We start from the raw sequence: 25,333 nt of genomic DNA on the forward strand, positions 1-25,333 counted from the left end.
GATAATGGCCATTATACAATCTCTTCGCGACAAAACGCCAACCTTCGGCAGTAACTGTTTTATTGCAGAAAATGCTGCCATTATTGGCGATGTGGAAACAGGTGATAACTGTAGTTTTTGGTTCGGCGCCGTTTTACGCGGCGACGTGCATTACATCAAACTGGGTGACAATGTCAATGTCCAGGATAATGCAGTTATTCATGCTACCTACCAGAAATCTCCTACCAACATCGGTAATAACGTCAGCATTGCACATGGTGCCATCGTGCACGGATGTACCATTCATGATAATGTCCTTATCGGGATGAACGCGGTGGTACTTGACGATGCTGTTATTGAAAGTAACTCCATCATCGCGGCCGGAGCCATTGTTACCAAGGGTACTGTTGTGCGTTCCGGATCGGTTTATGCTGGTTCGCCTGCCAAAAAAATCAAGGAAATCAGTCCCGAGCTTCTGGAAGGCGAGATTCACCGGATTGCCAACAACTACCACATGTACGCTGGCTGGTACAAAGAAGGTGAAGATTAATTGATAATCAGCATCGCATAATATGTTTTAGAATATCCATCAGGAGTGATAGTTTTAAAACAATCAAATCTGGAGCACTGAAGAACAAAAATGTTGCTGAAATACAAAAAGAAAGGGTTACCAATTGGTAACCCTTATCTGTTTTCATTACAAATAAGCTATTATCTTATTTTATGTCCTTTTAGTGCGTAGAAAAGAATGAAAAGATAGGCAGGGAAACAAACCCAGTAAGCGGCCTGAATACCAACAATATCTTTTACTCCGCCAAAAGCGAGCGGCAAAATGGCACCACCAACAATCCCCATCACCAGCAACGAAGCACCGGTTTTGGTGAAACGTCCCAGGTCGGCAATGGCAAGAGGCCAAATGGCTGGCCACATCAGTGAGTTCGCAAGTCCCAGCAGAGCCACGAACCAAATGGAGTAATTTCCGGATACCAGAACGATCGCCAACGAAGCCGCTACTCCCAACCACGAATTGATTTTTAACGCCGCATTTTGCGTAATTACCTTCGGAATGAAGAACACCCCGAACAGGTAACCGATTACCATAAAAATAACCGTGTACGTTGTATAAGTTGCCGGATTGCCCAGCCCCAGGCTGTCGGCATAATCCACAATGGTTGCCAGTGCTATCGTTTCGACACCTACATAAAAGAAGAGAGCAATAACACCCAGAATGAGGTGCGGGAACTGTAGAATACTGGTCTTTGTCCGTGCATACGACGAAACCGGTGTCTCTTCTTCGCTTTCGTCTTCACCTTCGGCTTTCACTTCCGGCAGCGGGGCGAAATAAACAGCGATGCCCAAGAGAATGAATATGCCCACAATCAGGTAAAACGGGAAATACATCTTCTGCAGCGAAGGTGCATCCAGATTCAGGAACAGACTCAGGAATATCGGTGCGACAGCCCAGGCCGCCTTGTTGATAATTCCCATGATACTGATCCGCATCGCTGCACTCTCCTGCGGGCCTAAAATGGTGATATACGGGTTAACCGATGCCTGAAGCAAGGTGTTTCCCATACCACTGATGAATGATGCCAACAGAAACAGGCCCAGACTCTCGTAACGGGCCGATGGAACGAACAGTGCAAGTCCTACCGCGAAAAAGAAAAACGAAACCATCATTCCGCGCCGGTAACCAATCTTGCTGATGATTACCCCTGAAGGATATCCAAAAACAACGAAGGCCGAAAAAGTGGCCGCCAACACGAGGTACGACTCGGCTGAAGATAAATCGAGTGCCTTTTTCAGGAAAGGAATCAGGTAACCGTTAATTCCAAGAGCAAATCCAATCACAAAAAACATGACTCCGATGATGATAATTGGAATCAAATAATTATTCCGTCTTGAGTAAGTAGCTGTTTCTGCTGCCATTTTCGAACTAGTTTAGTTTATTTAGAACAATACGTTGTTCACGAATATAATACTTTATTTTAATAGATTAATTGGGATTTTCTCTTTGTCTGCGTGCGGGTTATGCCTACTTTTGAAGGGGAAAAACAAGGGTGATAAACTTTTAATAAGTACACCATTGAAATCGAATTTATTTTCAACCCATTACATAGAAGACTAATTTTTTTAATAAGAAACTACTTCATAAGCGGGAATCTCCTTATTGAGACAGAATGATTCCAACTTTTTGTAGTTTCAAAAGACGAAACAAACAACAAAATGATGAAACCGACTTTAGTTATTCTGGCTGCCGGCATGGGAAGCCGGTACGGAGGCCTCAAACAACTCGACGAAGTGGGCCCAAACGGAGAAGCCATTATCGACTATTCGCTTTACGACGCCATTAGGGCCGGATTTGGGAAAGTGGTATTTGTCATCCGTGAGGATTTTGCCGATGAATTCAAAGCGCGCTTTGCTCCCCAGCTAGAAGGAAAAATCGACGTAGCTTACGTGTACCAGGCGCTGGATAAAATTCCTTCCGGATACGATATTCATCCCGAAAGGGTAAAACCCTGGGGAACCGGACATGCTTTGCTGATGGCAGAACCAGAGGTAAATTCACCGATGGCAGTCATTAACGCCGACGATTTTTACGGACCGCAGGCTTACCAGGAAATCGCTTCGTTCCTGACTTCGTCGACCGATGAAAACGAATACGGAATGGTAGGATACCAGCTGGATAACACATTGTCGGAGTTTGGTTCTGTATCGCGCGGGGTTTGCCAAACCGATAGTTCCGGCCGTTTGACTGAAATCAACGAGCGGACTAAAATTCAAAAGGAAGGCAACGAGATCGTTTATTACGAAGAGGAAAAGCGTTTCCCGTTAACCGGAAAAGAGCCCGTATCGATGAATTTCTGGGGAGTGAAAACTTCTGTCTTCCAATACCTGAACGAAGGATTCCGTGAGTTCTTGCAGGAAAAAGGGAACAAACTGAAATCAGAGTTCTTCGTGCCATTCCTTATCAACGACAAAATTGTCGACGGAACCGTTAGCGTAAAGGTATTGACTTGCGATTCGCCGTGGTTTGGTGTTACCTATAAGGAAGATAAACCGTATGTACAGGATAAACTGAAGAAGTTAATCGATGACAAGGTTTATCCTGAAAATCTATGGAAATAAAAGAAAACAAGCCATATGACTAACCATCAACTAAACCTGATTTTTGAATCTTTCAGCCCCAAAGGCAATGTAAAACACTGGGAACCTTTCGGGAACGGGCATATTAACGACACTTTCCTGGGCCGGAACCAGGAAAATGAGGCTTCTGACTTTATTCTTCAACGGAAAAACCACAAAATCTTTAAGAACGTACCCGGCATGATGGACAACATTACAGCCGTGACGGAACACATTCGTAAAGGACTCGAAGAAAAGAACGAAGCAGATATCGACCGGAAGGTGATGAAATATTTTCCTGCAAAAGATGGCAAATGGTATGTGAACGACAAACAAGGCAACTATTGGACCCTGTTTCTTTACATTCCCGGAAGTCATAGTGTCGAAAATATCGAAAATCCGGAACAGGCAATGATGGCTGCACAGGCTTTCGGGCATTTTCAGCTGCAGTTGTCCGATTTGCCCGGAAGTAAACTATTGGAAACCATTCCCAATTTTCACAACGGCATCTCCCGGCTCAACGATTTCCGGAAAGCCATTGAACTGGACCAGGCCGCACGAGTGGCCGAAAACCGTGAATTACTGGAACAGCTCTTGAACCGGGCGGATGAGATGACGCTTTTGCAGCAGTGGCTCGATTCGGGCGAACTTCCGCTCCGCATCACGCACAACGACACCAAAATCAACAATATACTTTTCGATAAGAACGACCAGCCGCTGTGCATTATCGACCTCGATACGGTGATGCCGGGAAGTGCGTTGTACGATTTTGGCGATGCTATCCGCACCATCGGGAATACAGCACCGGAAGACGAGCCGGATTTGTCAAAAATCGGTTTTTCAAGCGATATTTTTAAAGCTTTCGCTGAAGGATACCTGGTTGAAGCCGGAAAGTTTTTAACGCAAAAAGAACGGGAAAATCTGCCCTTCTCTTGCCTTTACATGGCATGGGAACAGGCCATCCGATTTATGACCGATTACCTGAACGGCGATACTTATTACAAGATTGCGTACCCGGAACATAATTTAGTGCGGACAAAAGCCCAGTTCCGGTACCTCGAAGTTCTGGAAGAGAATCGTGAAGCGATGGAGAAATTCATCAGGAAAGTCGGGTAATACTTCGCGACTCAAACAATAAACAGACGGACGGAGAACGATGATTTTCCGCCCGTTTTGTTTTAGTAGAAAAAACTATAAATGCAGATGTTCAGCTTTCAACGGTGCACCGAAAAACATACCAGCGCGGGTCTCAAAATTCTCCACCGATTCGGTGGTCAGAAATCGCCGCGAACTTCCTTTCGAACACTTCTGCTCCATCTCAGGATGCCGCTTCAGGTAATCGGCCAGACGTTCGGCTACAATCGGGCCTTGTTCCAACAATTGAATATGTTTCGGAAGGAATTTTCGGATAGTTTCCGACAGCAACGGGTAGTGTGTGCACCCCAGAATCACCGTGTCAATCCCGGCATCCTTTTCCAGCAATTGTTTAACATTCTTCTCAACGAAATAGTCGGCTCCGGGCGTTCCTATTTCATTGTTTTCCACAATCGGAACCCACATCGGGCAAGCTTCCTGGTAAGTAATCACGGGTTTGTCAGCTGAAATTTTTCTTATCTCCAACGGATAGGATTCCGATTTAACAGTACCGGTTGTTCCTAAAACCCCTACCCGTCCTGTGCGGGTTACTTCCGGAATGCGTTCCACACTCGGACGAATTACTCCCAACACGCGCCGGGAAGGATCGATGTTCGGTAAATCGCGCTGCTGTATGGAACGTAATGCTTTCGCAGAAGCAGTATTACAAGCCAGAATCACCAGATGACACCCCATATCGAACAGTTTTTTTACAGCCTGAAGCGTATATTCGTAGACAACTTCAAACGAGCGTGTTCCGTACGGCGTCCGGGCATTATCGCCCAAATAAAGGTAATCGTATTCCGGCAGCTCATCGATTACCGAGCGGAGAACGGTTAATCCTCCATAACCGGAATCGAATACACCAATCGGCCTGTAATCTTCAGCCATTATTTCATGTTTTATTTCCTACCTGAAACTACAAAATTCTGCACAACCGAACGCAATCCATCGTTCCTAAAAACAAAAAAAGGACACTGTCTAACAGCGTCCTTTCTTCAAGTTGGAATATTTTTATTTACTGAATTCCCAGTTTTTTCTTCACCAAAGGAAGAATATCCTCTGATTGAGCGGAATGGTAAAGAATGCTGTTGACATCAAATACATAAATCAACCCTTCTTCCTTAGCCACTGCATCTACAGCTGCACGAGCTTTTTTGATGATCGGCTGAAGTTGTTCTTCACGCTTTTTCTGAAGATCCTGCTGAGCTACAGCCTGAAAGTTCTGGATGCGCTGCTGCAGATCCTGCAAATCGTTTTCTTTTGCACTACGAACAGCTTCTGATAGACTGTCGCGCTGAGCAATGTAGGCCTGTACTTTTGTCTGGTACTCCTTCTGCATATTCGTCAGCTGACTTTCCAGTTCATTAGCATGTTTCTGCATCGCTTTCTGAGCGGCATCACGCTCCGGCATCACCTGCAGCAACTGCTGAAAATCGATGTGCCCGAACTTGTATGTCTGTGCTTGTGCTGAAATGCTTCCGGCAAAAAGGGCAACAAAAAGTAATGTTACCTTTAAAATGTTTCTCATACTTGACTGATTTAACAAATTATTTCGCATAGATATAGATATTAATTCTTATATCCAAGTTTCTGCAGCACCTGATCACTTAAATCGTATTTGGGGTTCGTATAGAGCATACTCATCCCCGCCGAGCGATCGAAGATCACAGCGTAACTGCCTTGTTCTGCAATTTCCTGAATTGCATTATAAATGTCGTCTTGAATAGGTTTAATCAGCGATTCGCGTTTTTTATACAAATCTCCCTGGGGACCAAAATACTGCCGTTGCAGTTTTTTATATTCTTTCTCTTTCGATACAATAACGTCCTCGCGCCGACGCTTCATATCGTCGGACAACAACACCGACTCTGCCTGGAAATCCTTGTACATCTGATCCAACTCAGCGTGAAGTGTTTCCAGCTCTTTCTGATATTGTTTCGAAATTTTATCCAGCTGATCCTGCGCTGCATGATAAGCCGGAATATTATCAAGAATATATTCAGTATCGACATAAGCATACTTTTGGGCATACGAATAGCCCACCATGCTTAGTATCAGCGTAAAAAGGAGAACGATCTTTTTCATAATTCGTGTTTTGAATGAAGTTTCTCAATCAAAAGCAAAAACCAGACCAACTTTTTCTGCTTAGAATTGCTGGCCTATGATAAAGTGGAACTGACTTCCATTTGCGTTCGCTTTGTATGCCTGATCAAATCCATAACCCCAGTCAAATCCCATCAGACCAAACATCGGCAGGAAGATACGGACACCAAGACCTGCTGACCGCCTGATATCAAATGGGTTATAGTCTGAGAAATCATGCCAGGCGTTACCTCCTTCGGCGAAAGCCAAACCATATATAGTTGCCGACTGACTCAACGTAATCGGGTAGTGAAGTTCCACCGTAAATTTCTCATAAAGGTTAGCTCCATTAGGTGGAGTTAACGAGTTATTCTCATAACCTCTCAATCCGATGACATCGCTACCATACATACTGTATCCCGACATTCCATCACCACCGACCCGGAATTGCTCAAATGGCGAACGGCGATTTTTATCGTAATACCCCAGGAATCCTGCTTCGAACTTAGTCCGTAAGATCAGCTTTCGATCACGAGACACCGGAGTATACACATCACCTTTGAATTTCCACTTGTGATATTCGATCCATTTGTATCGCTGAGAATCGGATAAATTCGGATCAGCGTAGTTCACCCCGTCAAAAGACGAATATGGAGGAGTTAACTGAAGTGACAGCGAGAAGTTGGATCCCGTTCGTGTGTACAGCGGGTTATCAGTTGAGTTACGCCCGATAACCGTCTTGAAACTGAGGTTATTCGAAACTCCATCGCGGAAAAGGTAATAACTCCAGTTCTGCAGATTATATCGCTGATACGAAATTTCGTTGTAAAATGTGAAGTAGTCATCAGGCCAACTCAGACGACGTCCCAGACCAATGGATGCCCCGAGTACTGACATCTGCTGGGTAATCTGGTAATCGTACATGTTTGAGTACCCGCCATAACCACCGTAGCTTCCGTAACCGCCACCATAGTAACTGGAACCGTAGCTTCCGTAACTGTATGGATTGTAACCACCGTAGTTATACTGCGAGTTGCCGCTGGTTTGCTTCGAGTAGTATACCGACAAGGTAAATGAGTTCGGTTTCTTTCCACCCAACCACGGTTCAACAAATGAGAAACTGTATGATTGATAATAGGAACCGTTGGTCTGTGCACGAAGGCTCAATGTCTGACCGTCACCGGTTGGCAGCGGACGCCACGCTTTTCCGTTGAAAATATTCCGAACAGAGAAGTTGGTAAATTTCAAACCGACCGTTCCGACGAACATTCCTGCACCCCAACCACCGGAAAGCTCAATCTGGTCGTTGGCGCGTTCTTCCAGGTGATAGTTAATATCTACTGTTCCATCTTCCGGATGCGGAATCACCTGCGGATTAATTGTTTCCGGGTTGAAGTGACCCAACTGAGCCAATTCCCTTACCGAACGAATGATATTTTCTTTGCTGAACAGCTGTCCCGGCCGCGTACGCAACTCACGACGGGCAACATGTTCGTGTGTCTTGGTGTTTCCGGAAATAATGATCCGGTTGATGGTGGCCTGTTGTCCTTCGTAAATACGCATCTCATAATCGATGGAATCATTTTCAACTTTGGTTTCCACCGGATTAATATTGAAGAACAGGTAGCCGTGGTTCAAGTATACATTACTAACCGCATCGTCATCTTCGCGAAGACGCTTGTCTAGTAACTTTTGATCGAACACATCGCCTTTCTTGATTCCAAGAACATGACTTAGGTACTCCGACGTGTAAACGGTATTACCAACCCATTTAATATTCCGGAAGTAATACCGGTCACCTTCCGAAATCCAGATTTTGATGCTAACGGTATTGTCTCCATTATTATATACTGAATCGGCCGTGATCATCGCATCACGATATCCTTCTTCGTTATATTTCTTAATGATATTTTGCTTATCTTCTTCATACTTGTCTTCGAGGAATTTTTTGGAACGGAAAAAGTGTTTCAGGCCTTTGTCCTTGGTCTTTTTCATCGCGTGCTCCAACTGGCCTTCGGATAATGCCTTATTCCCGTAGAAGGAAATTTTCTGAATCTTCACTTTTTCCTTCTTATCGACATTAATGTCCAGAATGACATGATTTTCCTTGGAAGGATCATCCCGCTGAACAATGTTCACATCGGTATTGAAGAAACCTTTGCCGTGATAGTAATTCAAAATCTGTCGCTGTGCATTGTTAATCAGGTTATCGGTAACCTGGCCGCCAATAATTAACAATACCTTTTTCTCAATCTCATCTTTCTCGCCCTTGGATACTCCATTGTAGTTTACTTTGGAGAGCCGGGGTCGTTCCTGGAGATAAATATCGAGCCAGATTTTATTACCGACAATCTTGGTCGCGGTAATTTTCACATCAGAGAATAATCCCTGACGCCAGTATTTTTTGATGGCTGCAGTAATTTGATCACCGGGGACGGAGACTTCGTCTCCAACCTGCAGTCCCGAAAGTTTCTTAAGTACTTCTTTATCCAGGAACCGAATTCCACTAATTTCGATCCCACCAATGGTGTACATTTTCTGGCTATCGTAATAAATGGAAAAATTGGTACTGTCGGCTACCACCTGGGCAAAAACACCTGCACTGCTGCTAAAAATTAAAAGAAAAAAGAGTATCAGTTTTTTGTACATGTCAGATTCTGATTTGTTCACTTGTTTTACCAAACCTTCTCTCTCGCTGCTGGAAATCGGCAATGGCTTCAAATAAGTCATCTTTTCTAAAATCGGGCCATAATTTTGTGGTGAAATAAAACTCCGTGTAAGCCATCTGCCAAAGCAGAAAATTACTTACCCGGTATTCTCCGCTGGTTCGAATCAACAATTCCGGATCTGGTATCCCCTTTGTCGAGAGATAATTATCGAAAAGGTTTTCATCAATCTGAGAGGTTTTTATTTTTCCGCTGCAGGAATCTTCTACCAAACAACGCACGGCATTCAAAATTTCCCATCGGCCTGAATAACTGAGGGCCAATACGAGCTTCAATCCGGTGTTCTCTGATGTCAGAACCATTGCTTCCTGCAACTTGATACGGGCGTTTTCAGGCAGGCTATCCGTATCTCCAATTGTCATCAGTTTTACATTATTCTTGTTTAGATTCTCCGCTTCACTGGTAATTGCATGAACCAGGAGCGACATCAAAGCCTCTACCTCCTCTTTCGGACGACTCCAGTTTTCGGTAGAAAATGCGTAAAGTGTCAGGTACTTCAACCCGGCCTCTCCGGCACCTTCAACCGTCGAACGTACTGCTTCAACTCCTTGCTCATGCCCAAAGATCCGCTCGTTCCCGTGTTGTCGCGCCCATCTTCCGTTACCATCCATAATTATGGCAACGTGATTTGGCATGTGCTCCTTGTTCAATTTATTAATTCCCATTTTCTTATTCACTAGTCGTATACCGGACAATTCTTTTTACCGTCCCACAACAAGATGATGAAGGACACGGTAAACGTTGACAACCAGTCGTTATTATGCACGGTACTGGACGAAAACTTGTCGGCGTAACCGGCGTACATCTGCCGGTTTCCCGTAGGATCTGTTGGATCCGGTACCTGTGATGTGTCGAAGTAATGGAACCGAATCGGATCATCCAGGTTATCGATATTGTCCGTAAAGGTTTTCCGAACCATCGCTTCTACATTGATGGCAAAAATATCGGAAATATTCCACTTTATACCCATCCCAACCGGAATAACCGGAGAAAAAGCATCTAACCCATTGGTAGTGTGGCCATTTTCGTCGACATATGCATTGTAATATAAGTTGCCATTCTGAGGAATTCTCGGCTGCTGATTCAGGATTAAAGTCCCTGAACCATTTGCACGCGTGTACATTGCACCAATTCCTGCAGAAATATACGGCGTAAAGGAAGCATTTTTATTGCCCAACTCATAATCCTTAAAATTGAACTCAAAAATTCCTTCGAGCATTTGAATGGAGCGATGAAAAGAATAATACTGCGACAAATCGCGCGGGTAATGATATACCAACGAATTGGGAAACGTGAATCCCATTCCAGGTTGCGAAAGATATACATCGTTGTATATGCCTTTCACATTCAACGAGGCAATCATCAACTGTGCCTTTACCGCCATTCGCTTATTCATATTCCAGCGCGCAAACACGCCAAAAGCCGGCGAAAGCGATTTCATGTAATCAACCTGCTGAACATCTCCCCAGTAAAACGCCAACCCGGTCATCAAACCAAGATCCGCAGTTTTCTGAGCCTGAACCTTCATACCGGCCAGGAAAATTGCCATAATGATTAGCAGTTTCTTCATCCAGTTCAAATTATTGAGCCAAAATTTTGAAACCGTTTGATTGAATATTTCAGTCCAAAATTCATCTGTCCGACTCAAGGTTTACAAATGTAATAGATTCGCAGAATTTTCCTTCCGCTCTTACCATAATAAACCGATAAAAGCGTGAAAAATTGCGTATTTAACCGGATAAAGAATTTAGTTACGTCGATCGACACCCCACATCAATTTGGTGCGCAACGTTCCGTAAAAACTGTGGTTGAAAAGTTTGAGGACTTTGATACCAAAATCCGCTTTGCGTAAACGAATTTCCGTTCCCGATTCACAAACCGCTGAACGGGAATCGAGCGTCGTCATAAAACGACCACCTCTTCCTTCAACAGTCATTACTATTTGCTGATAATCGGGAATAACCACCGGCCGGATATTCAGGTTGTGCGGCGCGATGGGACTAATGATAAAATTCGAAGCCACCGGCGGTATCACCGGACCACCAACACTAAGTGAGTAAGCCGTCGAACCGGTTGGCGTAGATACAATTAATCCATCAGCCCAATACGAATTCAGGAACTCATCCCCCACCTGGGTATGAACGGTTATCATTTGCGAAGTATCCCGTTTATGCACCGTAAATTCATTCAGTGCATACGGAAAATCGGCTAACGTGCCATTATCGTCTTCCAGCTGTATCAATGAACGCGTTTGCAGACGATAGCGTCCTGCGAACAGGTCCTCAAGGGCATACTCCAGTTCCTCCTGGGCAATGTCGGCTAAAAACCCCAGCCGTCCACTGTTGATCCCTACCATCGGAATTCCCGAGTCACGAACAAACGAAACACCCTCCAGAAAAGTTCCGTCTCCGCCGATGCTGAAAAAAAAGTCCACATCTTTCAGCTCTTCCGGCGTCGAGAAACTTCCCGCAACAGCCGGATCGCACTTCACCTCTTTACAGAGATAGGCAGCGAAGGGCTGATACATCACCACATCTACATGATGTAGATGCAGAATGTCGAACAAACGTTTCAGACTATCGTAAAAAACCGGATTAATTGTTCTACCGAATATGGCTATTCTCATGAATTGCAGGCATTTTCAAGTATTCAGATATCGCATAAACTGATCGAACCGATCGTCATACAAATTATTTATGCGTGAATCGTCCATGTATGTGGCCTTGATGTTGTAATCGTACCGTGTGAATGTCTGTATGACACCCGACAAATCCATTTTGTTCAATTTGAGGGTCACATCCAACTCCTTGCTCGATTCGGATGGCCGGCTCACAAAGAAACTAAGTATCTTGGCATCATTGCTTTCCACAATCTGGGCAATTTGGGAAAGAGAGTAATCGGTTTTGCACAACTCCAGCACAATAATTCCGCCGGGCTCATTCACAGCCACCAAATCGGCCAGCTTCCGGTTCGCTTCTCTTTGCGAAATTGCTCCCATGTAGGAGTGATCCATGTCGAGTACCGGAACAACGGTTACACCACATTGCGAGGCAATACCCACTACCTCGAAAACATGCTGATTGCGGTGTACATGCGGCTGTGGAAAATTGATACCATATTGTTCAATCTGCTCCTCAAAATTGTCGGCATTATATATGTCCTGATCGGAAATCACACCAAAATATTCCGCTCCATTCACTACCGGAAGATGGTTCACATGGAACACCTCCATCAAATTAAGAGCTTTAAGTCCTGTTTCTTCAAGACTTACCGTTGGAATACTGTCGGATATGAGTTCGCTGGCTGTCACAATATGATATATTTATTTATTCATTTGCAATCTAAATTGTAAATTGCGCGTTCAATCAATACCTGTAAAAGATGACACGCTTAAGTGTAAATATAAATAAAATAGCAACACTACGAAATTCGCGGGGAGGCAATATTCCTAACGTTTTGGAGGCTGCCATGAACTGTGAAAAATTTGGTGCAGAAGGAATTACCGTCCATCCCCGTCCGGATGAACGCCATATCCGCTACAGCGATGTAAGAGAGCTTCGCCCGCTGGTTACCACCGAGTTTAACATCGAAGGATATCCTTCCGATAAATTCATGGATTTGGTGCTGGAAGTAAAACCACACCAGGTAACGCTGGTACCCGACGCGCCGGATGCCGTGACTTCAAATGCCGGATGGAATACCCTCGACAACAAGGAATTTCTGACGGAAGTGGTAGGCGAATTCAAAAAGGTCGGCATTCGTACTTCGCTGTTTGTGGGAACCGAAGCCCGCTTCATTGAAGGAGCTGCCAAGGTTGGTGCCGACCGGGTTGAGTTATATACCGAGCCTTATGCTACCGATTTCCCGGCTGCTCCCGAAAAAGCCATCGCGCCTTTTATACATGCAGCTGAAGTGGCGATTGAATCAGAATTGGGACTCAATGCCGGCCACGACTTGAGTCTGGAGAACCTCCGTTTCTTCTATCAAAACATTCCCGGCCTGCTCGAAGTTTCCATCGGCCACGCCCTAATCTCTGAAGCCATTTATCTGGGTTTGGAACTGACAATTTTAAAATACAAAGAGTGCCTGAGGTAATTTATGCGTGTTTCACTGAAGTATAAAAAAATGGGCTCCGGCCCGAATATGGTTATTCTGCATGGGCTTTACGGCTCATCAGATAACTGGCTTACCATTGGAAAACATCTGTCAGAATCCTACACGGTATATCTGTTGAATCTGCGTAATCATGGTGATTCGCCCAATGCAGATGTTCACACATTCGAAGCGATGAGCGAGGATGTGGCCGGCTTTTTTGAAGAACAAAATCTGGACAAGGCCACTGTTTTAGGCCACAGTATGGGTGGAAAAGTTGCCATGCATTTCGCGGCTGACTATCCCGAAAAAGTGAGCTGTTTGATTATTGCTGATATTGCGCCGAAAGATTATACAGAACTCGACCGGACCAAATCGAATTTCCATATGCATCAAACCATTCTCGAATTGCTCGACGAATTGGATTTGAGCCAGGTGGAAAGCCGCAAAGAGATTGACAAATATCTGGCAACCAAACTGGATGCAGTTGGGTTACGACAGTTTTTACTGAAGAACATCAAACGCACAAAAGATGGGCAGTTCAAATGGAGGTTGAATGTTCCGGTACTGAAGGAGTATCTGCCCAAAATCATCAGTGAGGTCAATGCGGAATGGTTCGAAGACCGGAAACCGATTCTTCGCTACCCGGTAACGTTTATCCGCGGCTTGAAATCGAAGTACATCAACGACGAAGATATTCCCGGCATTCAGAATATTTACCCGGAAGCTCGGATTATCGACATTCCCGATGCAGGCCACTGGCTGCATGCCGAACAGCCAAAACTGTTTTTGGAGGCTGTTCTATCGTGCGTAAAGGCGGGTTAATTTCAGCAGCTTTTCACCGTGACTGCGATGTAATTCGCGTATAGAAAAACGCCAGTTCCAGTTTCCGTCAACCGTTCCCGGTGTATTCATGCGTGCCTGTTCACTCAGGCCCAATACATCCTGGAAAGGAATAATGGCGGTTTCCGCTACCGACGACAGAGCCAAACGAATGAGTTGCCAATGCTTCTCTTCTTTCGGATTTGGCATATAAGGAAGTACCTTTCGTCTTTCGTTTGTGGTTAATGACTTCCACCATCCCCGTGTCGTATTGTTGTCGTGTGTCCCGGTATACACCACGAAATCGGTTTCGTAATTGTGCGGCAAGTATTCATTATCACTGCCGTTATCGAAAGCGAATTGAAGGACCTTCATTCCGGGGAAACCATATTTTTTTCGCAAAGCGTGAACCTCCTCCGTAATCGTTCCCAAATCCTCGGCAACAATTGGCAGATTTCCCAGCTGATCGCGCAAAATGTGAAACAATTCGTCGCCCAAAGCAGGCAGCCACTCCCCTTTCACGGCCGTTTTTTCACCATAAGGAATGGCCCAAAACGATTCCAATCCTCTAAAATGATCGATGCGTACCCGGTCAAACATTTTCAGATTGAAATGGATGCGTGCTAACCACCAGTCAAAACCACGCTCTTTCAGTCGGTACCATTTGAATAGCGGATTTCCCCATCGCTGGCCGGTTTCGCTGAAATAGTCAGGTGGAACACCGCCAACCTTTACCGGCTTTCGTTTTTCGTCGAGCATAAACAGGTCCTGGTTGGCCCAAACGTCAGCGCTGTCATACGAAACGTATAGTGGAATATCGCCCAGAATTTCGATTCCTTTTTTGTTGGCATAGTGCTTTAGTGCAAACCACTGCTGAAAAAAGACAAATTGCAGGAATCGCTGATACTCGACATCTTCCCGGAAACGGCGGTAATAAAAATGAAGCGCTCCTTCTTTTCGGTCTGCCAAAGCATCTTCCCAATAACCCCAGTTTTTCCCTTTCAGATTTTTATGACACGCATAAAAAAGAGAGTAAGAATCGAGCCACCAGGCATGCTCATCCCAAAACTGCATGTACTCCGGAAGTCCGAATCCTCCGGTTTCCCGGAAACGGATGAATGCTTTCCGCAGAAGTGGTTCGCGAAACCCAATTGCTTCGGTAAAATCGACACGATGAGTGGAAAAATGAGGGGCCGTTATTACATCGTCACTTTCGAGGTAACCAGTCGATACCAGTGCGTCCAAATCGATGAGGTTTGGATTACCGGCGAAAGCCGAGTAACATTGATAAGGCGAATGATTGAAGCCGGTTGGATTCAACGGCAAGATTTGCCACACTCTTTGTCCGTGTTCCGACAGCCAATCGACAAACCAACGGGAAGAATTTCCCAGGGAACCCATTCCATATTTTCCCGGCAGGGAGGTAGGGTGAAGTAATATTCCACTTTCTCGTTTCATCGGGACGATTTATGTTCCGCTCATTGCATTCAGAATGCCGCAAAGATAAGAAAGATGCCTTACAGGATTGAGAGAGCAGCACTCCGATTTGAATGTAAAGGGCACAAAAAAATGGCTGCCTGAATAAAGACAACCATTTCTCAAAATCGGCAGCACATTTTACTGCTCTTTTCTTCTTCCATTTCCCTTTTTCTTCTTCATACTGCTGTTGCCAACTGTTTCGGCAACTTGAACATATCAATCACTTGTGGCTGATCGGTAAAAACTTTCTTTGCCACATCAGAGATGAGCAGCACCTTCGAATACAATGCGTTCATCCGGGCCAACCGAAGTGATTGCAACCGCTTTTGCTCAACCTGTTGTTGATTGAGTTTTTGTCCCATCGACTGAAGTTCTCCTCTCAGAACCCTGATCTGCCAATAATAATCAGGTGGGCAATGAACAACCTGAAGGGCTGCACGATGTTTCTCAACCAAACGTTGCAATTCCTGCAACTTCATCAGCATCTGATTGCGGTTGGTGCTGGCCCGCTGATAATCGCAAAAGCCCAGTTGTTCCCATACCCTTCTGTCATGCGGAAAAGCAGCCTGAATGTATAGTCTCAGAGAACGAAAAACAATACATGCATGTTCCATCTTCGCTGCAATCTCTTCCTCCATCAGGCTAATTTCTTCGTCCAGGGAGTCGGTTGCAGGCACTGATTTGGCCTCCTTTAGGGTACGTTGAAAATGAAGTAAAAAATCTTCGTTGATAGCCGGTGTGTGGTCCGACAACTGCCGCATATACAACGGCAGAAGATTTTTGATCTCTGATCCAATCCGAATCAGCTGCGCATCACTGAACTGGTAATTTCTTCCTACATCCATAATCAAAAAGTTTTTTGTGTAAAAAAATCGCTCTTTCGCTCCCGGCGAAAGTGACGCCGACCTGGTAAATGAGTAAACTCAACTACGGGTCGTTTCACGTAAGAAAACACAGTGGCAAAAATGCCAGGACTTGCCATAAAGGCGGGATTAGGAAGGTTAAGTGTGTGAGATAAGAATCTGTCTTTGAATTACCCCTTTTCTCCTTTAACCTCTTTCGTCGGTTCTTTACCTATAAAGACTGTCTACAAATTACAGAAAAAAAGCCTCAAAATCAATGCTTATAAAAAATAAAGAAAGTTAAAAAAGAGAAAGTTAATCGAGTACAAAGTGGTAAGTAATGGTTCCTTTTTGGAAAGCAGGGGCGTTGTTATCGGTATTGAAACGGGCCGACAAGGCAGCTTTTTTGGCGGCAGCCAGCAGCGACGGATTGATGGTATTGGAGCCTTTTACACCAGGATTAGCCTGGGTTACTTTACCATATTTGTCAACGGTAATCTCAACGACAACTGTTCCTTCCTCATTTCCGGGAAAGTCAGGTTTCGGTAGTCCACCTACTAAACTTCGGCCGGAAAGATTGAACGTATTGCCGCTTCCGCCCCCGTTGCCATAGCGGTTGACACCGGGCGTACCATCGGGACTTCCCTGATTGCCTCCGCCGTAAGTCACGCCCTGACTCTTGCTGTCGGAGCCGTTATCGGTTTTGCCGCCACCAAAAGCAGATTGCGCCCTGGAATTGATCTCAGCTATTTTTCGCTGCTCTTCTTCCCTCTTCTTGCGTTCGGCTTCAGCTTTGCGTTTGCGTTCCAACTCAGCCTGTCGTTGCCTTTCTATTTCCTCCTGCCGGGCCTTTTCTTCCGCTATTTTCTTTTGGCGCGCTATTTCTTCCTGTCTCTTTTTCTCTTCGTCAACTTTGCTCTTCTTCGTACCGGAGTTCACGGCAGCTGATTCTTCAAAATCCTGCGTCATCACCTTTTCTTTTCCCTGATCAGGCGTTGATTTGGGCTGTGCTTTCGGCTTGGGTTGCGTTTTCGGCTTACTAACCGGAGGAGTTGCCGGTTCGTTCTTCTTTTCCTCTTTTTTGACCGGAGCCTGCGCCGCTCTTCTGGCAGGTTCACGAGCGCCTGACCCCGTAGGCGAATTTCCAAAATCGACCAGAATCCCCTTCTCTTCCGGTAACGGAAGCGGGGTTATAAACCCGAAGAATAACAACAACAGCAGAATCACCCCGTGAAACAGGATGGTTCCTACTATTCCTCTTCTATGTTTACCGATTTTGGACATAAATTTATTTACCGGTTCTCGTCAGGGCTTGTCGCCAGAATCATCTTATAATGATTTCGTTTGGCAATATTCATCACTCTCACTACCTGCTCAATCGGCACCGATTTTTCAGCATGTAGCGAGATATAGATATCTTTCTTCCCATGCAGTGTTTCCTGCAGATAGGGCTCAATTTCACTGAAATTCACCTTCACCAGGCGGCCGTTATTATTCACGTAATATTTCAGGTCTTTTGTAATCGAAATCGTAGTAAGCGGCTTGGCATTGGTTTGATTGTTGCTCTTCGGAAGCAACATTTTCAACGCATTGGGGCTAATCAGGGTCGATGTGACCATGAAAAAAATGAGCAACAGGAATACAATGTCGGTCATCGACGACATGCTGAAACCTGCGTTCACTTTATTTCTTCGACGTAATGCCATAAAAATGCTTGTTTATTTTGCTGGTTCGTGCAGTAAATCCATAAATTCAGAAGTAGTTGCCTCCATTTTGAAAACCACTTTCTCGACACGCGCCACCAGGATATTGTACGCGAAATAGGCGATAATTCCCACAATCAATCCGGCAACGGTCGTCACCATGGCCTGGTAGATACCACTGGAAAGCAACGAAACATCCACGTTACTTCCGGCATTCGACATATCGTAAAATGCCCGAATCATCCCCATGACAGTTCCCAGGAATCCCAACATAGGGGCGCCTCCGGAAACACTGGCCAGCGTAGGAAGTCCTTTTTCCAGCTTCGAAATTTCGAGGTTACCGACATTCTCAATAGCGGTATTCACGTCGTTCAGCGGGCGTCCAATGCGCGACACTCCTTTTTCAATCATCCGGGCGACCGGTGTTTCATTGGTACGACAGAGCGCCAGCGCTGCGTCGAAACGACTGTTGTGAATGTTGTCTTTTATCTGGTCGATGAAACGGTCATCGATTTTTGCGGCTCTTTTTATAGCGTAATAACGCTCCACAAAAATGTAAACAGCAATAATCGAAAGAAGAAAAATAGGAATCATAATCCAACCACCTTTGAGAACGAGATCCCAAAACTTCAGTTCGATAGCTCCCTGTGCTGCCTGAGCGGCCATATTGGCGGTATCTGCGGCAGCGTCCGTACTTTGGAGGAATAAGAGATTAATCATATGTGTTACCGTAATTTCGTTGTGATTTTGATGTCTTGAATATCGCGAAAATATGATGAAAGCAAAAATAATGAATCTTTATTAATCTTACTGGTCAGATGATGATTTGGCTGCCTCCCTCTTCTTCTTTTTCAATTCCTGTTCGCGCTTTTTCTCCTTACTTTTCTTGAAATAACGCCGGAAAAGATCGTTGAAAGAATCAAATTCTTCCCGGAAGGAAATACCAATCCCCTGCGTATACGGGCTGGTGTCGTACAGCAAGTCATCGTTGGAGCGGTTGTACGCCTTCAATTGCAGTTTACCTGATTTATCGAGATTCACATATACCTCCACTTCCCCAACAATCTGGTTAGTATTGCTCGATTGCAAACTACCGTTGTTACCAATGTTACCATTAATGGTCACCCGGTCGTCGAGAATCTGGGTGCTTAGCGCCACCTCGATTTCCCGGTTACTCACCTGGTCGCCCGGACGGTAATTGAATCCGATATCGAAATCGTTGCTAATCTGCGAAAGCCAATTGGACAACTGATTAGACAATACTTCCGAAGTAGTGGCATTGACCATACTGGCACCGGTGGTTTCAAAATTCTGGTTACCACGAAGGTATTCAGGCGTATAGAACTGCCCCATGACCAGCAAGGAGAGAATTTGTCGGTTGATTTCGTCCTGCGTACTGATGTACTGCTGAACTTCATCACGGGTTCGTTTATCAGCGGTGGGGAACTCAATATCGAATTTAACTGCCGGATTAAAAAGTTTTTTCGAAAGATTTATTTTTACCTCTACCGGAATCCGACGTGAATAATCGCCTTCGTTGGTTGTATTAAGCAACAAATCGTAGAGTGATGCGCGCAATTTGTATACCGCATCAAGGTTGACCACGGCATCATACGGATCGCCGTTCCACGAGATAGTTCCGCCCTGCTCAATCCGGAATTTTTTGTTGATGACATTTTGCAGCGTGAAGAGGTAATCCCCTTTTTCGACTACGTAATCGCCATACACCCTGAAATTGCCTTCGCGGTCGTATACCAAACGCAGGTTTCCGTTCCCCTGACCTTTTATCACATCTCCAATCGTCGAGTCGAAGATGATTTGCACTTTGGCACTGGGCGTTGCTTCTACATCCATATACATCTCAAAATCCGAATCATTTTCTGGTTTCTTGATGGTCAGATGCTGAGCAGTGTCGGTTTTCGCCGAATTGACGAACGAGATAAAATCATATTCGCTCGCCGATTCCGGTCGCTCCATCGGAATAAATATTTGCGTGCCCGGTTCGGTTCGTAACGAAATATCGAGCCGCACGTGCTGTCTTTCACCGGTAATCTTAACGCCGCCTGATGCATGCGCTTTTCCGTAAAACAGGTTATTATCACGCGCAGTCGTATTCAGTACTTCAACATTTGCTGTCGTAACCGACAGGTCATATTTCATGTCGCTGAAGAGATTGTGACGTATCGTTCCATCCAACCGGGCAATGTGATTATCCTCGTCCTTTAGTAAAATCCGGTTAAAAACGATGGAATCATTCCTAAAAAATACAGTATCCGAATAGGTGTAATTTGTCTTCAGGTAATCGATCCCGATTTTACCACTCTGCACAAAAACATCACCATCGAAACGGGGTTTATCCAGATTTCCCGACATTCTCAGTTTTCCGTATCCTTCTCCGCTGAACTGATCGGCAAAACTGGCCATAAACGGATACAACATCTGGAGTGGAACACCTTTTATTTTGGCCAGGTAATCCACGCGGTTACTGTCGGGCGTGTAGGCTCCGGAAATGTCAAGCCGGTCCTTTCCATTCGATGTAAGATTCAACGAAGAAACAACCTTCTGTTTCACAGGGTCCCAGTTGCTCTTTATGGAAACGTCGCCCAGCGGAGTATCCTGAAATATCAGGTCCATAATGCCCAAATCTCCCGATACAACCAGCTTTCGATACAGATTGCTGAAACTGGCTTTACCGTCGAGCGTACCACTCATCATCAAACTGGTATCGAGCAAAGCAGAAAAATCACCCAGCTTCAGGTTACCAAAAGAGAGATTGATTTTGTCTTTTGGATTTTTGGAAACCACTCCATCGACCTTAAACATTTCCTGCCCGTGGTGCACATGAAAATTATCGACCATCCAGCGCGTTGAATCAACGGTCAAACGCGAAGGTTCTATCTGCCACAGACTGTCGGCCACCCATATTTTTGTCGGATGAATGTCTACTTCGGTGTGATTTCTTCCGGTTACCGAATCACGACTGAATGTTGTCAACGTATTGATCTCGCCACTATAAGTCACTGTATCGGTATTGTTCCAGGTCAGCCACGTAGCCAAACTATCGTTGAATGCTGTATTGTTCAGCGTTAGGTTGTAAATTTCGTGCTTCCCTTTCAGCGTCACTTTGTTGATGCCCGCACGGATACTGGTTCTGTCAGCATCTGAGCGTGCCCGCACAGATAATCCTTCTACATCATTGTTCTTGTATGCAATATCCGGCGCAAAGCCATCCAGATTGAAAAGATGCTTTTCCGAATCGAAATCGCCGGAAATACGAACCGGAGGCTTGGCTTCCAATTCGGGAAGGAAGAATTTGCTCAACTGATCAGATTCTTTGAGCTGCAAATTGAAATGGAACTTGTTCTCCCCAACTGCCTGTTTTCCGGCAAATGGCAACTTCGCCGAAGGCAAATAATGCTGCACATAGTCGCGGAACGAAAGAAGAATATCGTTGAAACGGTATTTCCCGTCCATATCCAAATCAACAAAATCGGAACGGAGAGAAATGGAGTTATGCTCAGGCGAGTTCTCGGTCTTCAGGTTGACACCCGATAAATCCAGTGTTCCGATGTCGCGGGTGTAGCTTATCTGGTCGAAGTTAATTTCCCCGTTCATGTTGTCAATATTGCTTCCGCGGAAATTGGCTTCGAGCCCGAATGAAACACTCGCGTTCTTTACCTTTTTGTCCAGGCCAAGCACATACAAGTTGGCTTTGTCGACCGTAGTGGTAAAGTTGAAAACAGGAATTTTCGGCTCCAGATCGGCCTTACCGGAAAAGAAGAATTGCAGGTTCGGGTCATCAGCATAAATTTCCCCGTCGAAACCACGTTCCCGCGCATTTCCGTTCAGGTAAATCGACCGGATGCGGTAGTTATTGTAGTACAAACTATCAATCATTCCCTGGATACGTGCATTGAACTTTCCGTTGCCAAAGCGGGTTCCGTTCAGTTTCGTCCGCATTGATATGGCTCCCAATGATTGATTATTCAGAACTTTTCCCAAGTCGAAGGATTTGGTAATCACCCGTCCTTCGAAATCGACCTTCCCGTTCTCGGTTGGCTTAAATGCAACGTCGCTGGAAATCTGTCCCAGGTCGCCGTTGAGCGTTCCATAAGCCACAAAGTCCGAAGGGAATCCTGTAAAGTTACCGCGGTAGGTTAGCTGAACACTGTCGAGCAGTTGCTTCGGAATCTGAATCGGTTTCATTCCTTCCGGCAGTTTCAGTGCCGCTAAATCACGGAAATCGAAGGTGTTGTCATAAAACTTAAAGAAGATGTAAGTCTTCTGCCAGTCGGGCAATCCCTGCATATCGAGGTCAGCCTGAAACCGGGTGTACTTTCCGATTCTGAATTTAAAATCCCTGATTTTGAAGTTATCAACGGTTCCTCGTACGAGTCCCGAAAAGTTAAACGGAGCGTCCATTCCCCACAACGAGGGCACAAAATAAGCCAGGTCGTGCAACGAAATCCGCGAATCGTTAAACTGTGAATTAATCTGGTATTTATTCAGCTTCGAAAGGAAAGGATACAGCTCATCATTTTGAGTCAACTCGGTAGAATCGACCGGAATCGTCCGGGGGCTAAACTGCAACTCCGCCGCGTCCAGCCTTGTACTATCTGTTTCCAGGAAGAAATTAGTAGCACTCAATGTTGACGAATCAATCCGGGCATTAAAGGCGATGTTCTTCACCGCAAATCCCGATTTCTCGTTAAAGGAAAGATGATCGACACGAAAGGACATGGCCGAATCGGCATCCTGGTAATCGAGAAGAGACAAGTTCAGATGATTAACGTCGATGTTATGAAAATTCAGGCCATGCTCATGCGGATTTACACCACTAAGCTGCCGGAATTTGAATTGCGAATTCCGCAAATGAATATTGTCAAAACTAACTTTCCACGGATGAACCGTATCAGCCGGCATCGCGTTAAGCGAGTCGATTAAAAACTGAAGATTCAGCTTCGACGAGTCCTTCCGCAAATTAACCTGTGCATCCCACAGGTAGAGATTGCTGAAATGGACAATCCGCTGTCGTGGACGAATGCTGTCGATGTCGGCCTTAACGTTTTTGGCATAAATCAGGGTATCATTCTCCTGATCTTTAATCAATACTCCTTCGAGAACAATCTGGTGAAAGAACGCAATATCAACGCCCTGCACACTCACCTGCGTATTCAGCGTGGCCGAGAGCTGCTGCGTCACCCACTGCACAACTCTCAACTGCACCTTGTTTGAGCGAAAAGTGAGATACGCCAGCACCGGTAACGACACAACTACCAGCAAGGCAATCAATAATATTTTATGGCTTTTTTTAATACTTTTGCGCTTTTACGAAGAAACATTCTCTCCGGAAATCATGTTAATATTGGGGCACATAAAAATAGTTTTTTTTCAACAGACAATCCAAGTATTCAATAGCTGTCTGCACCAAATTTTTCAAGGAAAATAAGCACGATGAATAATCAGGAAAATATTGTCATTTTAGGTATAGAATCCTCCTGCGATGATACTTCTGCCGCCGTCATTCAGAACGGTGTCATTAAGAGTAACGAAGTAGCCGGGCAAGCTGTTCACAAAGCGTACGGCGGAGTTGTCCCCGAACTGGCTTCACGTGCTCATCAACAGAACATTATTCCCGTTGTAGACCAAGCTATTAAGAAAGCAAAAATCAGTCGCGATGAAATTTCTGCCATCGCATTTACGCGTGGCCCCGGATTGTTGGGTTCTTTACTGGTTGGAACATCGTTTGCCAAAGGCTTTGCCCTGGCTTCCGGTATCCCGCTCATCGAAATTAATCACTTGCAGGGACACGTGCTGGCACATTTCATTAAAGAAAATGAAAATGATGAGTCTCAACCGCAGTTCCCATTTCTGTGCCTGCTGGTTTCCGGTGGAAACTCGCAAATCATCATTGTGCGCGACTACCTCGACATGGAGGTTATTGGACAAACCATCGACGATGCAGCTGGCGAAGCTTTCGACAAATGTGCCAAAGTGATAGGTCTTCCGTACCCGGGAGGACCATTGATTGACAAGCTGGCCAAGGAGGGAAATCCAGAAGCGTTCAAATTTTCCGAACCGAAAATTCCCGGACTGGACTACAGTTTCAGTGGACTGAAAACATCCTTCCTCTATTTCATTCGTGACAACATAAAAGACAATCCGGATTTCATCGAGGAGAACAAATCTGACATTTGCTCTTCCATTCAGCATACCATCATCAAAGTGTTGATGGCAAAACTAAAAAGGGCCGCCAAAGAAACCGGTATCAAGGAGATTGCCGTGGCCGGAGGTGTTTCGGCCAACAGCGGCTTACGCGAAGCCTTGCAAAAGGAAGCGGAGAAACGCGATTGGAAACTGCACATCCCCAAATTTGACTACACGACCGACAATGCAGCCATGATTGCCATTACCGGTTATTACAAATATGTGAAAGGAGAATTTGTGGGTCAGGACGTCGCCCCCTTCGCCCGAATGGTCATCAATAACGATTGATCGAATCAAGGAAATACGAGTTGCGAAGCCCGGTATCATCTGCCGGGTTTTCTTTTTTCCTTCCGGGAAGAAAAATCAGAAGACATTGAATAACTTCAAGGTCACTACGACAAGGGCCAACAAAAGGAAATACTTGACCACTTTGGGGCCCCAGCTCACCGCAAACTTAGCGCCGACTACCGCTCCCAGCATATTGCCGATGGCCAGAATCAAACCGGCTTTCAAATCCACTTGGTGATTGAAAAAGAAAACGGCCAGTGCAAAAGGAGTATACAACAGGATAATCCATTTTTTCACGGCATTACCACGAACCAAATCGTAACCGCTTCCCATCACCAAACCGGCCAACAATAAAAATCCGGTTCCTACCTGGATAAAACCGCCGTACATTCCGATGAAAAAGAAAACCAGGTATTGCCACCAAACGGGCCGTTCCGGGTCTGCGGTCATGCTTCTTTCCCATGTTTTCGGCTTGAGCAGTACCAGGAAAAACATGAGCCCCAACACCACGGCAATCACTCGCCGCATGATCTCTTCATTTAAGTCAGCTGCTATAAAAGCACCGGGAATGGCCCCCATGACCGCCGGAATGGCCAGTCTCGAATCAACTTTCATCTTGAAAGCCTGGTTATCGCGAAAGGTTTTTACTCCGGCAATATTCTGCAGCAAAATGGCAACACGGTTAGTTCCGTTAGCTACACCTGCCGGAAGTCCCAGAAACATCAGCATCGGAAGAGTCAACATGGAGCCGCCGCCCGCTAGCGTATTCACGAATCCGGCCAGAAAACCAACACCAATTAAACCTGCGATTAGATACCATTCCATAAAAAAGGGGCTGTTTAAATCAGCC

The 25,333-nt window shown here is 45.3% G+C and carries 22 protein-coding genes; 6 read left to right on the forward strand and 16 right to left on the reverse strand.

The genetic code is table 11. The annotated features are described in order from the left end of the window. Positions 1 to 4 precede the first annotated feature (4 nt). Complete coding sequence (locus tag AC060N_RS15410; protein ID WP_106541749.1) at positions 5 to 529, forward strand: gamma carbonic anhydrase family protein; 525 nt, start codon at positions 5 to 7, stop codon at positions 527 to 529. A 161-nt stretch (positions 530 to 690) separates the two neighbouring features. On the opposite strand, the gene gluP is transcribed toward AC060N_RS15410, so the two are convergent. Beyond that, positions 691 to 1,908 (reverse strand): glucose/galactose MFS transporter, encoded by a 1,218-nt coding sequence (gene gluP / locus AC060N_RS15415; protein ID WP_479524603.1) that lies wholly within the window; start codon positions 1,906 to 1,908, stop codon positions 691 to 693. 297 nt (positions 1,909 to 2,205) lie between these two features. On the opposite strand from gluP, the gene AC060N_RS15420 reads away from it, so the two are divergent. Then, positions 2,206 to 3,108, forward strand: coding sequence for a nucleotidyltransferase family protein (locus AC060N_RS15420; RefSeq protein WP_479524604.1), 903 nt, complete (start codon positions 2,206 to 2,208; stop codon positions 3,106 to 3,108). Between the two features lie 15 nt (positions 3,109 to 3,123). Further along, complete coding sequence (locus AC060N_RS15425; protein ID WP_479524605.1) at positions 3,124 to 4,221, forward strand: phosphotransferase enzyme family protein; 1,098 nt, start codon at positions 3,124 to 3,126, stop codon at positions 4,219 to 4,221. Between the two features lie 75 nt (positions 4,222 to 4,296). Here the strand turns inward: AC060N_RS15425 and murI are convergent, their stop codons facing one another. From murI to AC060N_RS15465, 8 genes are all read right to left on the reverse strand, one after another. Then, positions 4,297 to 5,130, reverse strand: coding sequence for a glutamate racemase (gene murI, locus AC060N_RS15430; RefSeq protein ID WP_479524606.1), 834 nt, complete (start codon positions 5,128 to 5,130; stop codon positions 4,297 to 4,299). Positions 5,131 to 5,257: 127 nt separating this feature from the next. Beyond that, on the reverse strand, positions 5,258 to 5,770 hold the full coding sequence (locus tag AC060N_RS15435; protein WP_153639945.1) for an OmpH/Skp family outer membrane protein: 513 nt from the start codon (positions 5,768 to 5,770) through the stop codon (positions 5,258 to 5,260). 41 nt (positions 5,771 to 5,811) lie between these two features. Continuing rightward, entirely contained in the window at positions 5,812 to 6,327 is a 516-nt protein-coding gene (locus AC060N_RS15440; RefSeq protein WP_463228577.1) for an OmpH/Skp family outer membrane protein, read from the reverse strand. 60 nt (positions 6,328 to 6,387) lie between these two features. Then, positions 6,388 to 8,973, reverse strand: a complete 2,586-nt coding sequence (gene bamA, locus AC060N_RS15445) for an outer membrane protein assembly factor BamA (protein WP_479524607.1) — start codon at positions 8,971 to 8,973, stop codon at positions 6,388 to 6,390. A 1-nt stretch (position 8,974) separates the two neighbouring features. Then, on the reverse strand, positions 8,975 to 9,715 hold the full coding sequence (locus tag AC060N_RS15450; protein ID WP_106541755.1) for an isoprenyl transferase: 741 nt from the start codon (positions 9,713 to 9,715) through the stop codon (positions 8,975 to 8,977). Between the two features lie 11 nt (positions 9,716 to 9,726). Further along, positions 9,727 to 10,620, reverse strand: a complete 894-nt coding sequence (locus tag AC060N_RS15455) for a DUF6089 family protein (protein ID WP_146141987.1) — start codon at positions 10,618 to 10,620, stop codon at positions 9,727 to 9,729. Between the two features lie 177 nt (positions 10,621 to 10,797). Then, on the reverse strand, positions 10,798 to 11,676 hold the full coding sequence (locus AC060N_RS15460) for an NAD kinase (RefSeq protein WP_106541757.1): 879 nt from the start codon (positions 11,674 to 11,676) through the stop codon (positions 10,798 to 10,800). A 15-nt stretch (positions 11,677 to 11,691) separates the two neighbouring features. Then, positions 11,692 to 12,360, reverse strand: a complete 669-nt coding sequence (locus AC060N_RS15465; RefSeq protein WP_170108899.1) for a CBS domain-containing protein — start codon at positions 12,358 to 12,360, stop codon at positions 11,692 to 11,694. Between the two features lie 71 nt (positions 12,361 to 12,431). On the opposite strand from AC060N_RS15465, the gene AC060N_RS15470 reads away from it, so the two are divergent. After that, positions 12,432 to 13,145, forward strand: a complete 714-nt coding sequence (locus tag AC060N_RS15470; protein ID WP_479524608.1) for a pyridoxine 5'-phosphate synthase — start codon at positions 12,432 to 12,434, stop codon at positions 13,143 to 13,145. A 3-nt stretch (positions 13,146 to 13,148) separates the two neighbouring features. Further along, positions 13,149 to 13,967 carry an alpha/beta fold hydrolase gene (locus AC060N_RS15475; protein WP_479524609.1) on the forward strand — a complete coding sequence of 273 codons (819 nt, stop codon included), beginning with the start codon at positions 13,149 to 13,151 and terminating at the stop codon, positions 13,965 to 13,967. On the opposite strand, the gene malQ is transcribed toward AC060N_RS15475, so the two are convergent. The 6 genes from malQ to AC060N_RS15505 form a co-directional block, all read right to left on the reverse strand. Then, entirely contained in the window at positions 13,944 to 15,422 is a 1,479-nt protein-coding gene (malQ, locus tag AC060N_RS15480) for a 4-alpha-glucanotransferase (protein ID WP_479524610.1), read from the reverse strand. The two genes, AC060N_RS15475 and malQ, sit on opposite strands and share 24 nt — an antisense overlap. A gap of 197 nt (positions 15,423 to 15,619) precedes the next feature. Further along, entirely contained in the window at positions 15,620 to 16,288 is a 669-nt protein-coding gene (locus AC060N_RS15485; protein WP_106541762.1) for a hypothetical protein, read from the reverse strand. Between the two features lie 312 nt (positions 16,289 to 16,600). Continuing rightward, positions 16,601 to 17,569 (reverse strand): hypothetical protein, encoded by a 969-nt coding sequence (locus AC060N_RS15490; protein WP_479524611.1) that lies wholly within the window; start codon positions 17,567 to 17,569, stop codon positions 16,601 to 16,603. 8 nt (positions 17,570 to 17,577) lie between these two features. After that, positions 17,578 to 17,991: an ExbD/TolR family protein gene (locus AC060N_RS15495; protein ID WP_463228591.1), complete on the reverse strand. Its 414-nt coding sequence runs from the start codon at positions 17,989 to 17,991 to the stop codon at positions 17,578 to 17,580. Positions 17,992 to 18,003: 12 nt separating this feature from the next. Further along, entirely contained in the window at positions 18,004 to 18,708 is a 705-nt protein-coding gene (locus tag AC060N_RS15500; RefSeq protein WP_106541765.1) for a MotA/TolQ/ExbB proton channel family protein, read from the reverse strand. An 87-nt stretch (positions 18,709 to 18,795) separates the two neighbouring features. Next, on the reverse strand, positions 18,796 to 23,280 hold the full coding sequence (locus AC060N_RS15505; RefSeq protein WP_479524612.1) for a translocation/assembly module TamB domain-containing protein: 4,485 nt from the start codon (positions 23,278 to 23,280) through the stop codon (positions 18,796 to 18,798). A gap of 162 nt (positions 23,281 to 23,442) precedes the next feature. On the opposite strand from AC060N_RS15505, the gene tsaD reads away from it, so the two are divergent. Beyond that, positions 23,443 to 24,483 (forward strand): tRNA (adenosine(37)-N6)-threonylcarbamoyltransferase complex transferase subunit TsaD, encoded by a 1,041-nt coding sequence (gene tsaD, locus AC060N_RS15510; protein WP_479524613.1) that lies wholly within the window; start codon positions 23,443 to 23,445, stop codon positions 24,481 to 24,483. A gap of 75 nt (positions 24,484 to 24,558) precedes the next feature. Here tsaD and AC060N_RS15515 read toward each other — a convergent pair whose 3' ends face one another. Further along, entirely contained in the window at positions 24,559 to 25,308 is a 750-nt protein-coding gene (locus AC060N_RS15515) for a sulfite exporter TauE/SafE family protein (RefSeq protein ID WP_479524614.1), read from the reverse strand. Between the last annotated feature and the right edge of the window lie 25 nt (positions 25,309 to 25,333).

Source organism: Prolixibacter sp. DSM 2831 (genome assembly GCF_056493735.1).

Bases quoted from the DNA above. Each gene is read 5' to 3' on its own strand.
- AC060N_RS15500 (WP_106541765.1), bottom strand. From the start codon at position 18,708: ATGATTAATCTCTTATTCCTCCAAAGTACGGACGCTGCCGCAGATACC.
- AC060N_RS15455 (WP_146141987.1), bottom strand. From the start codon at position 10,620: ATGAAGAAACTGCTAATCATTATGGCAATTTTCCTGGCCGGTATGAAG.
- AC060N_RS15485 (WP_106541762.1), bottom strand. From the start codon at position 16,288: ATGGATGTAGGAAGAAATTACCAGTTCAGTGATGCGCAGCTGATTCGG.
- AC060N_RS15450 (WP_106541755.1), bottom strand. From the start codon at position 9,715: ATGGGAATTAATAAATTGAACAAGGAGCACATGCCAAATCACGTTGCC.
- AC060N_RS15490 (WP_479524611.1), bottom strand. From the start codon at position 17,569: ATGTCCAAAATCGGTAAACATAGAAGAGGAATAGTAGGAACCATCCTG.
- AC060N_RS15435 (WP_153639945.1), bottom strand. From the start codon at position 5,770: ATGAGAAACATTTTAAAGGTAACATTACTTTTTGTTGCCCTTTTTGCC.
- tsaD (WP_479524613.1), top strand. From the start codon at position 23,443: ATGAATAATCAGGAAAATATTGTCATTTTAGGTATAGAATCCTCCTGC.
- AC060N_RS15495 (WP_463228591.1), bottom strand. From the start codon at position 17,991: ATGGCATTACGTCGAAGAAATAAAGTGAACGCAGGTTTCAGCATGTCG.
- malQ (WP_479524610.1), bottom strand. From the start codon at position 15,422: ATGAAACGAGAAAGTGGAATATTACTTCACCCTACCTCCCTGCCGGGA.
- murI (WP_479524606.1), bottom strand. From the start codon at position 5,130: ATGGCTGAAGATTACAGGCCGATTGGTGTATTCGATTCCGGTTATGGA.
- AC060N_RS15440 (WP_463228577.1), bottom strand. From the start codon at position 6,327: ATGAAAAAGATCGTTCTCCTTTTTACGCTGATACTAAGCATGGTGGGC.
- AC060N_RS15425 (WP_479524605.1), top strand. From the start codon at position 3,124: ATGACTAACCATCAACTAAACCTGATTTTTGAATCTTTCAGCCCCAAA.
- gluP (WP_479524603.1), bottom strand. From the start codon at position 1,908: ATGGCAGCAGAAACAGCTACTTACTCAAGACGGAATAATTATTTGATT.
- AC060N_RS15515 (WP_479524614.1), bottom strand. From the start codon at position 25,308: ATGGAATGGTATCTAATCGCAGGTTTAATTGGTGTTGGTTTTCTGGCC.
- AC060N_RS15470 (WP_479524608.1), top strand. From the start codon at position 12,432: ATGACACGCTTAAGTGTAAATATAAATAAAATAGCAACACTACGAAAT.
- AC060N_RS15410 (WP_106541749.1), top strand. From the start codon at position 5: ATGGCCATTATACAATCTCTTCGCGACAAAACGCCAACCTTCGGCAGT.
- AC060N_RS15475 (WP_479524609.1), top strand. From the start codon at position 13,149: ATGCGTGTTTCACTGAAGTATAAAAAAATGGGCTCCGGCCCGAATATG.
- bamA (WP_479524607.1), bottom strand. From the start codon at position 8,973: ATGTACAAAAAACTGATACTCTTTTTTCTTTTAATTTTTAGCAGCAGT.
- AC060N_RS15460 (WP_106541757.1), bottom strand. From the start codon at position 11,676: ATGAGAATAGCCATATTCGGTAGAACAATTAATCCGGTTTTTTACGAT.
- AC060N_RS15420 (WP_479524604.1), top strand. From the start codon at position 2,206: ATGATGAAACCGACTTTAGTTATTCTGGCTGCCGGCATGGGAAGCCGG.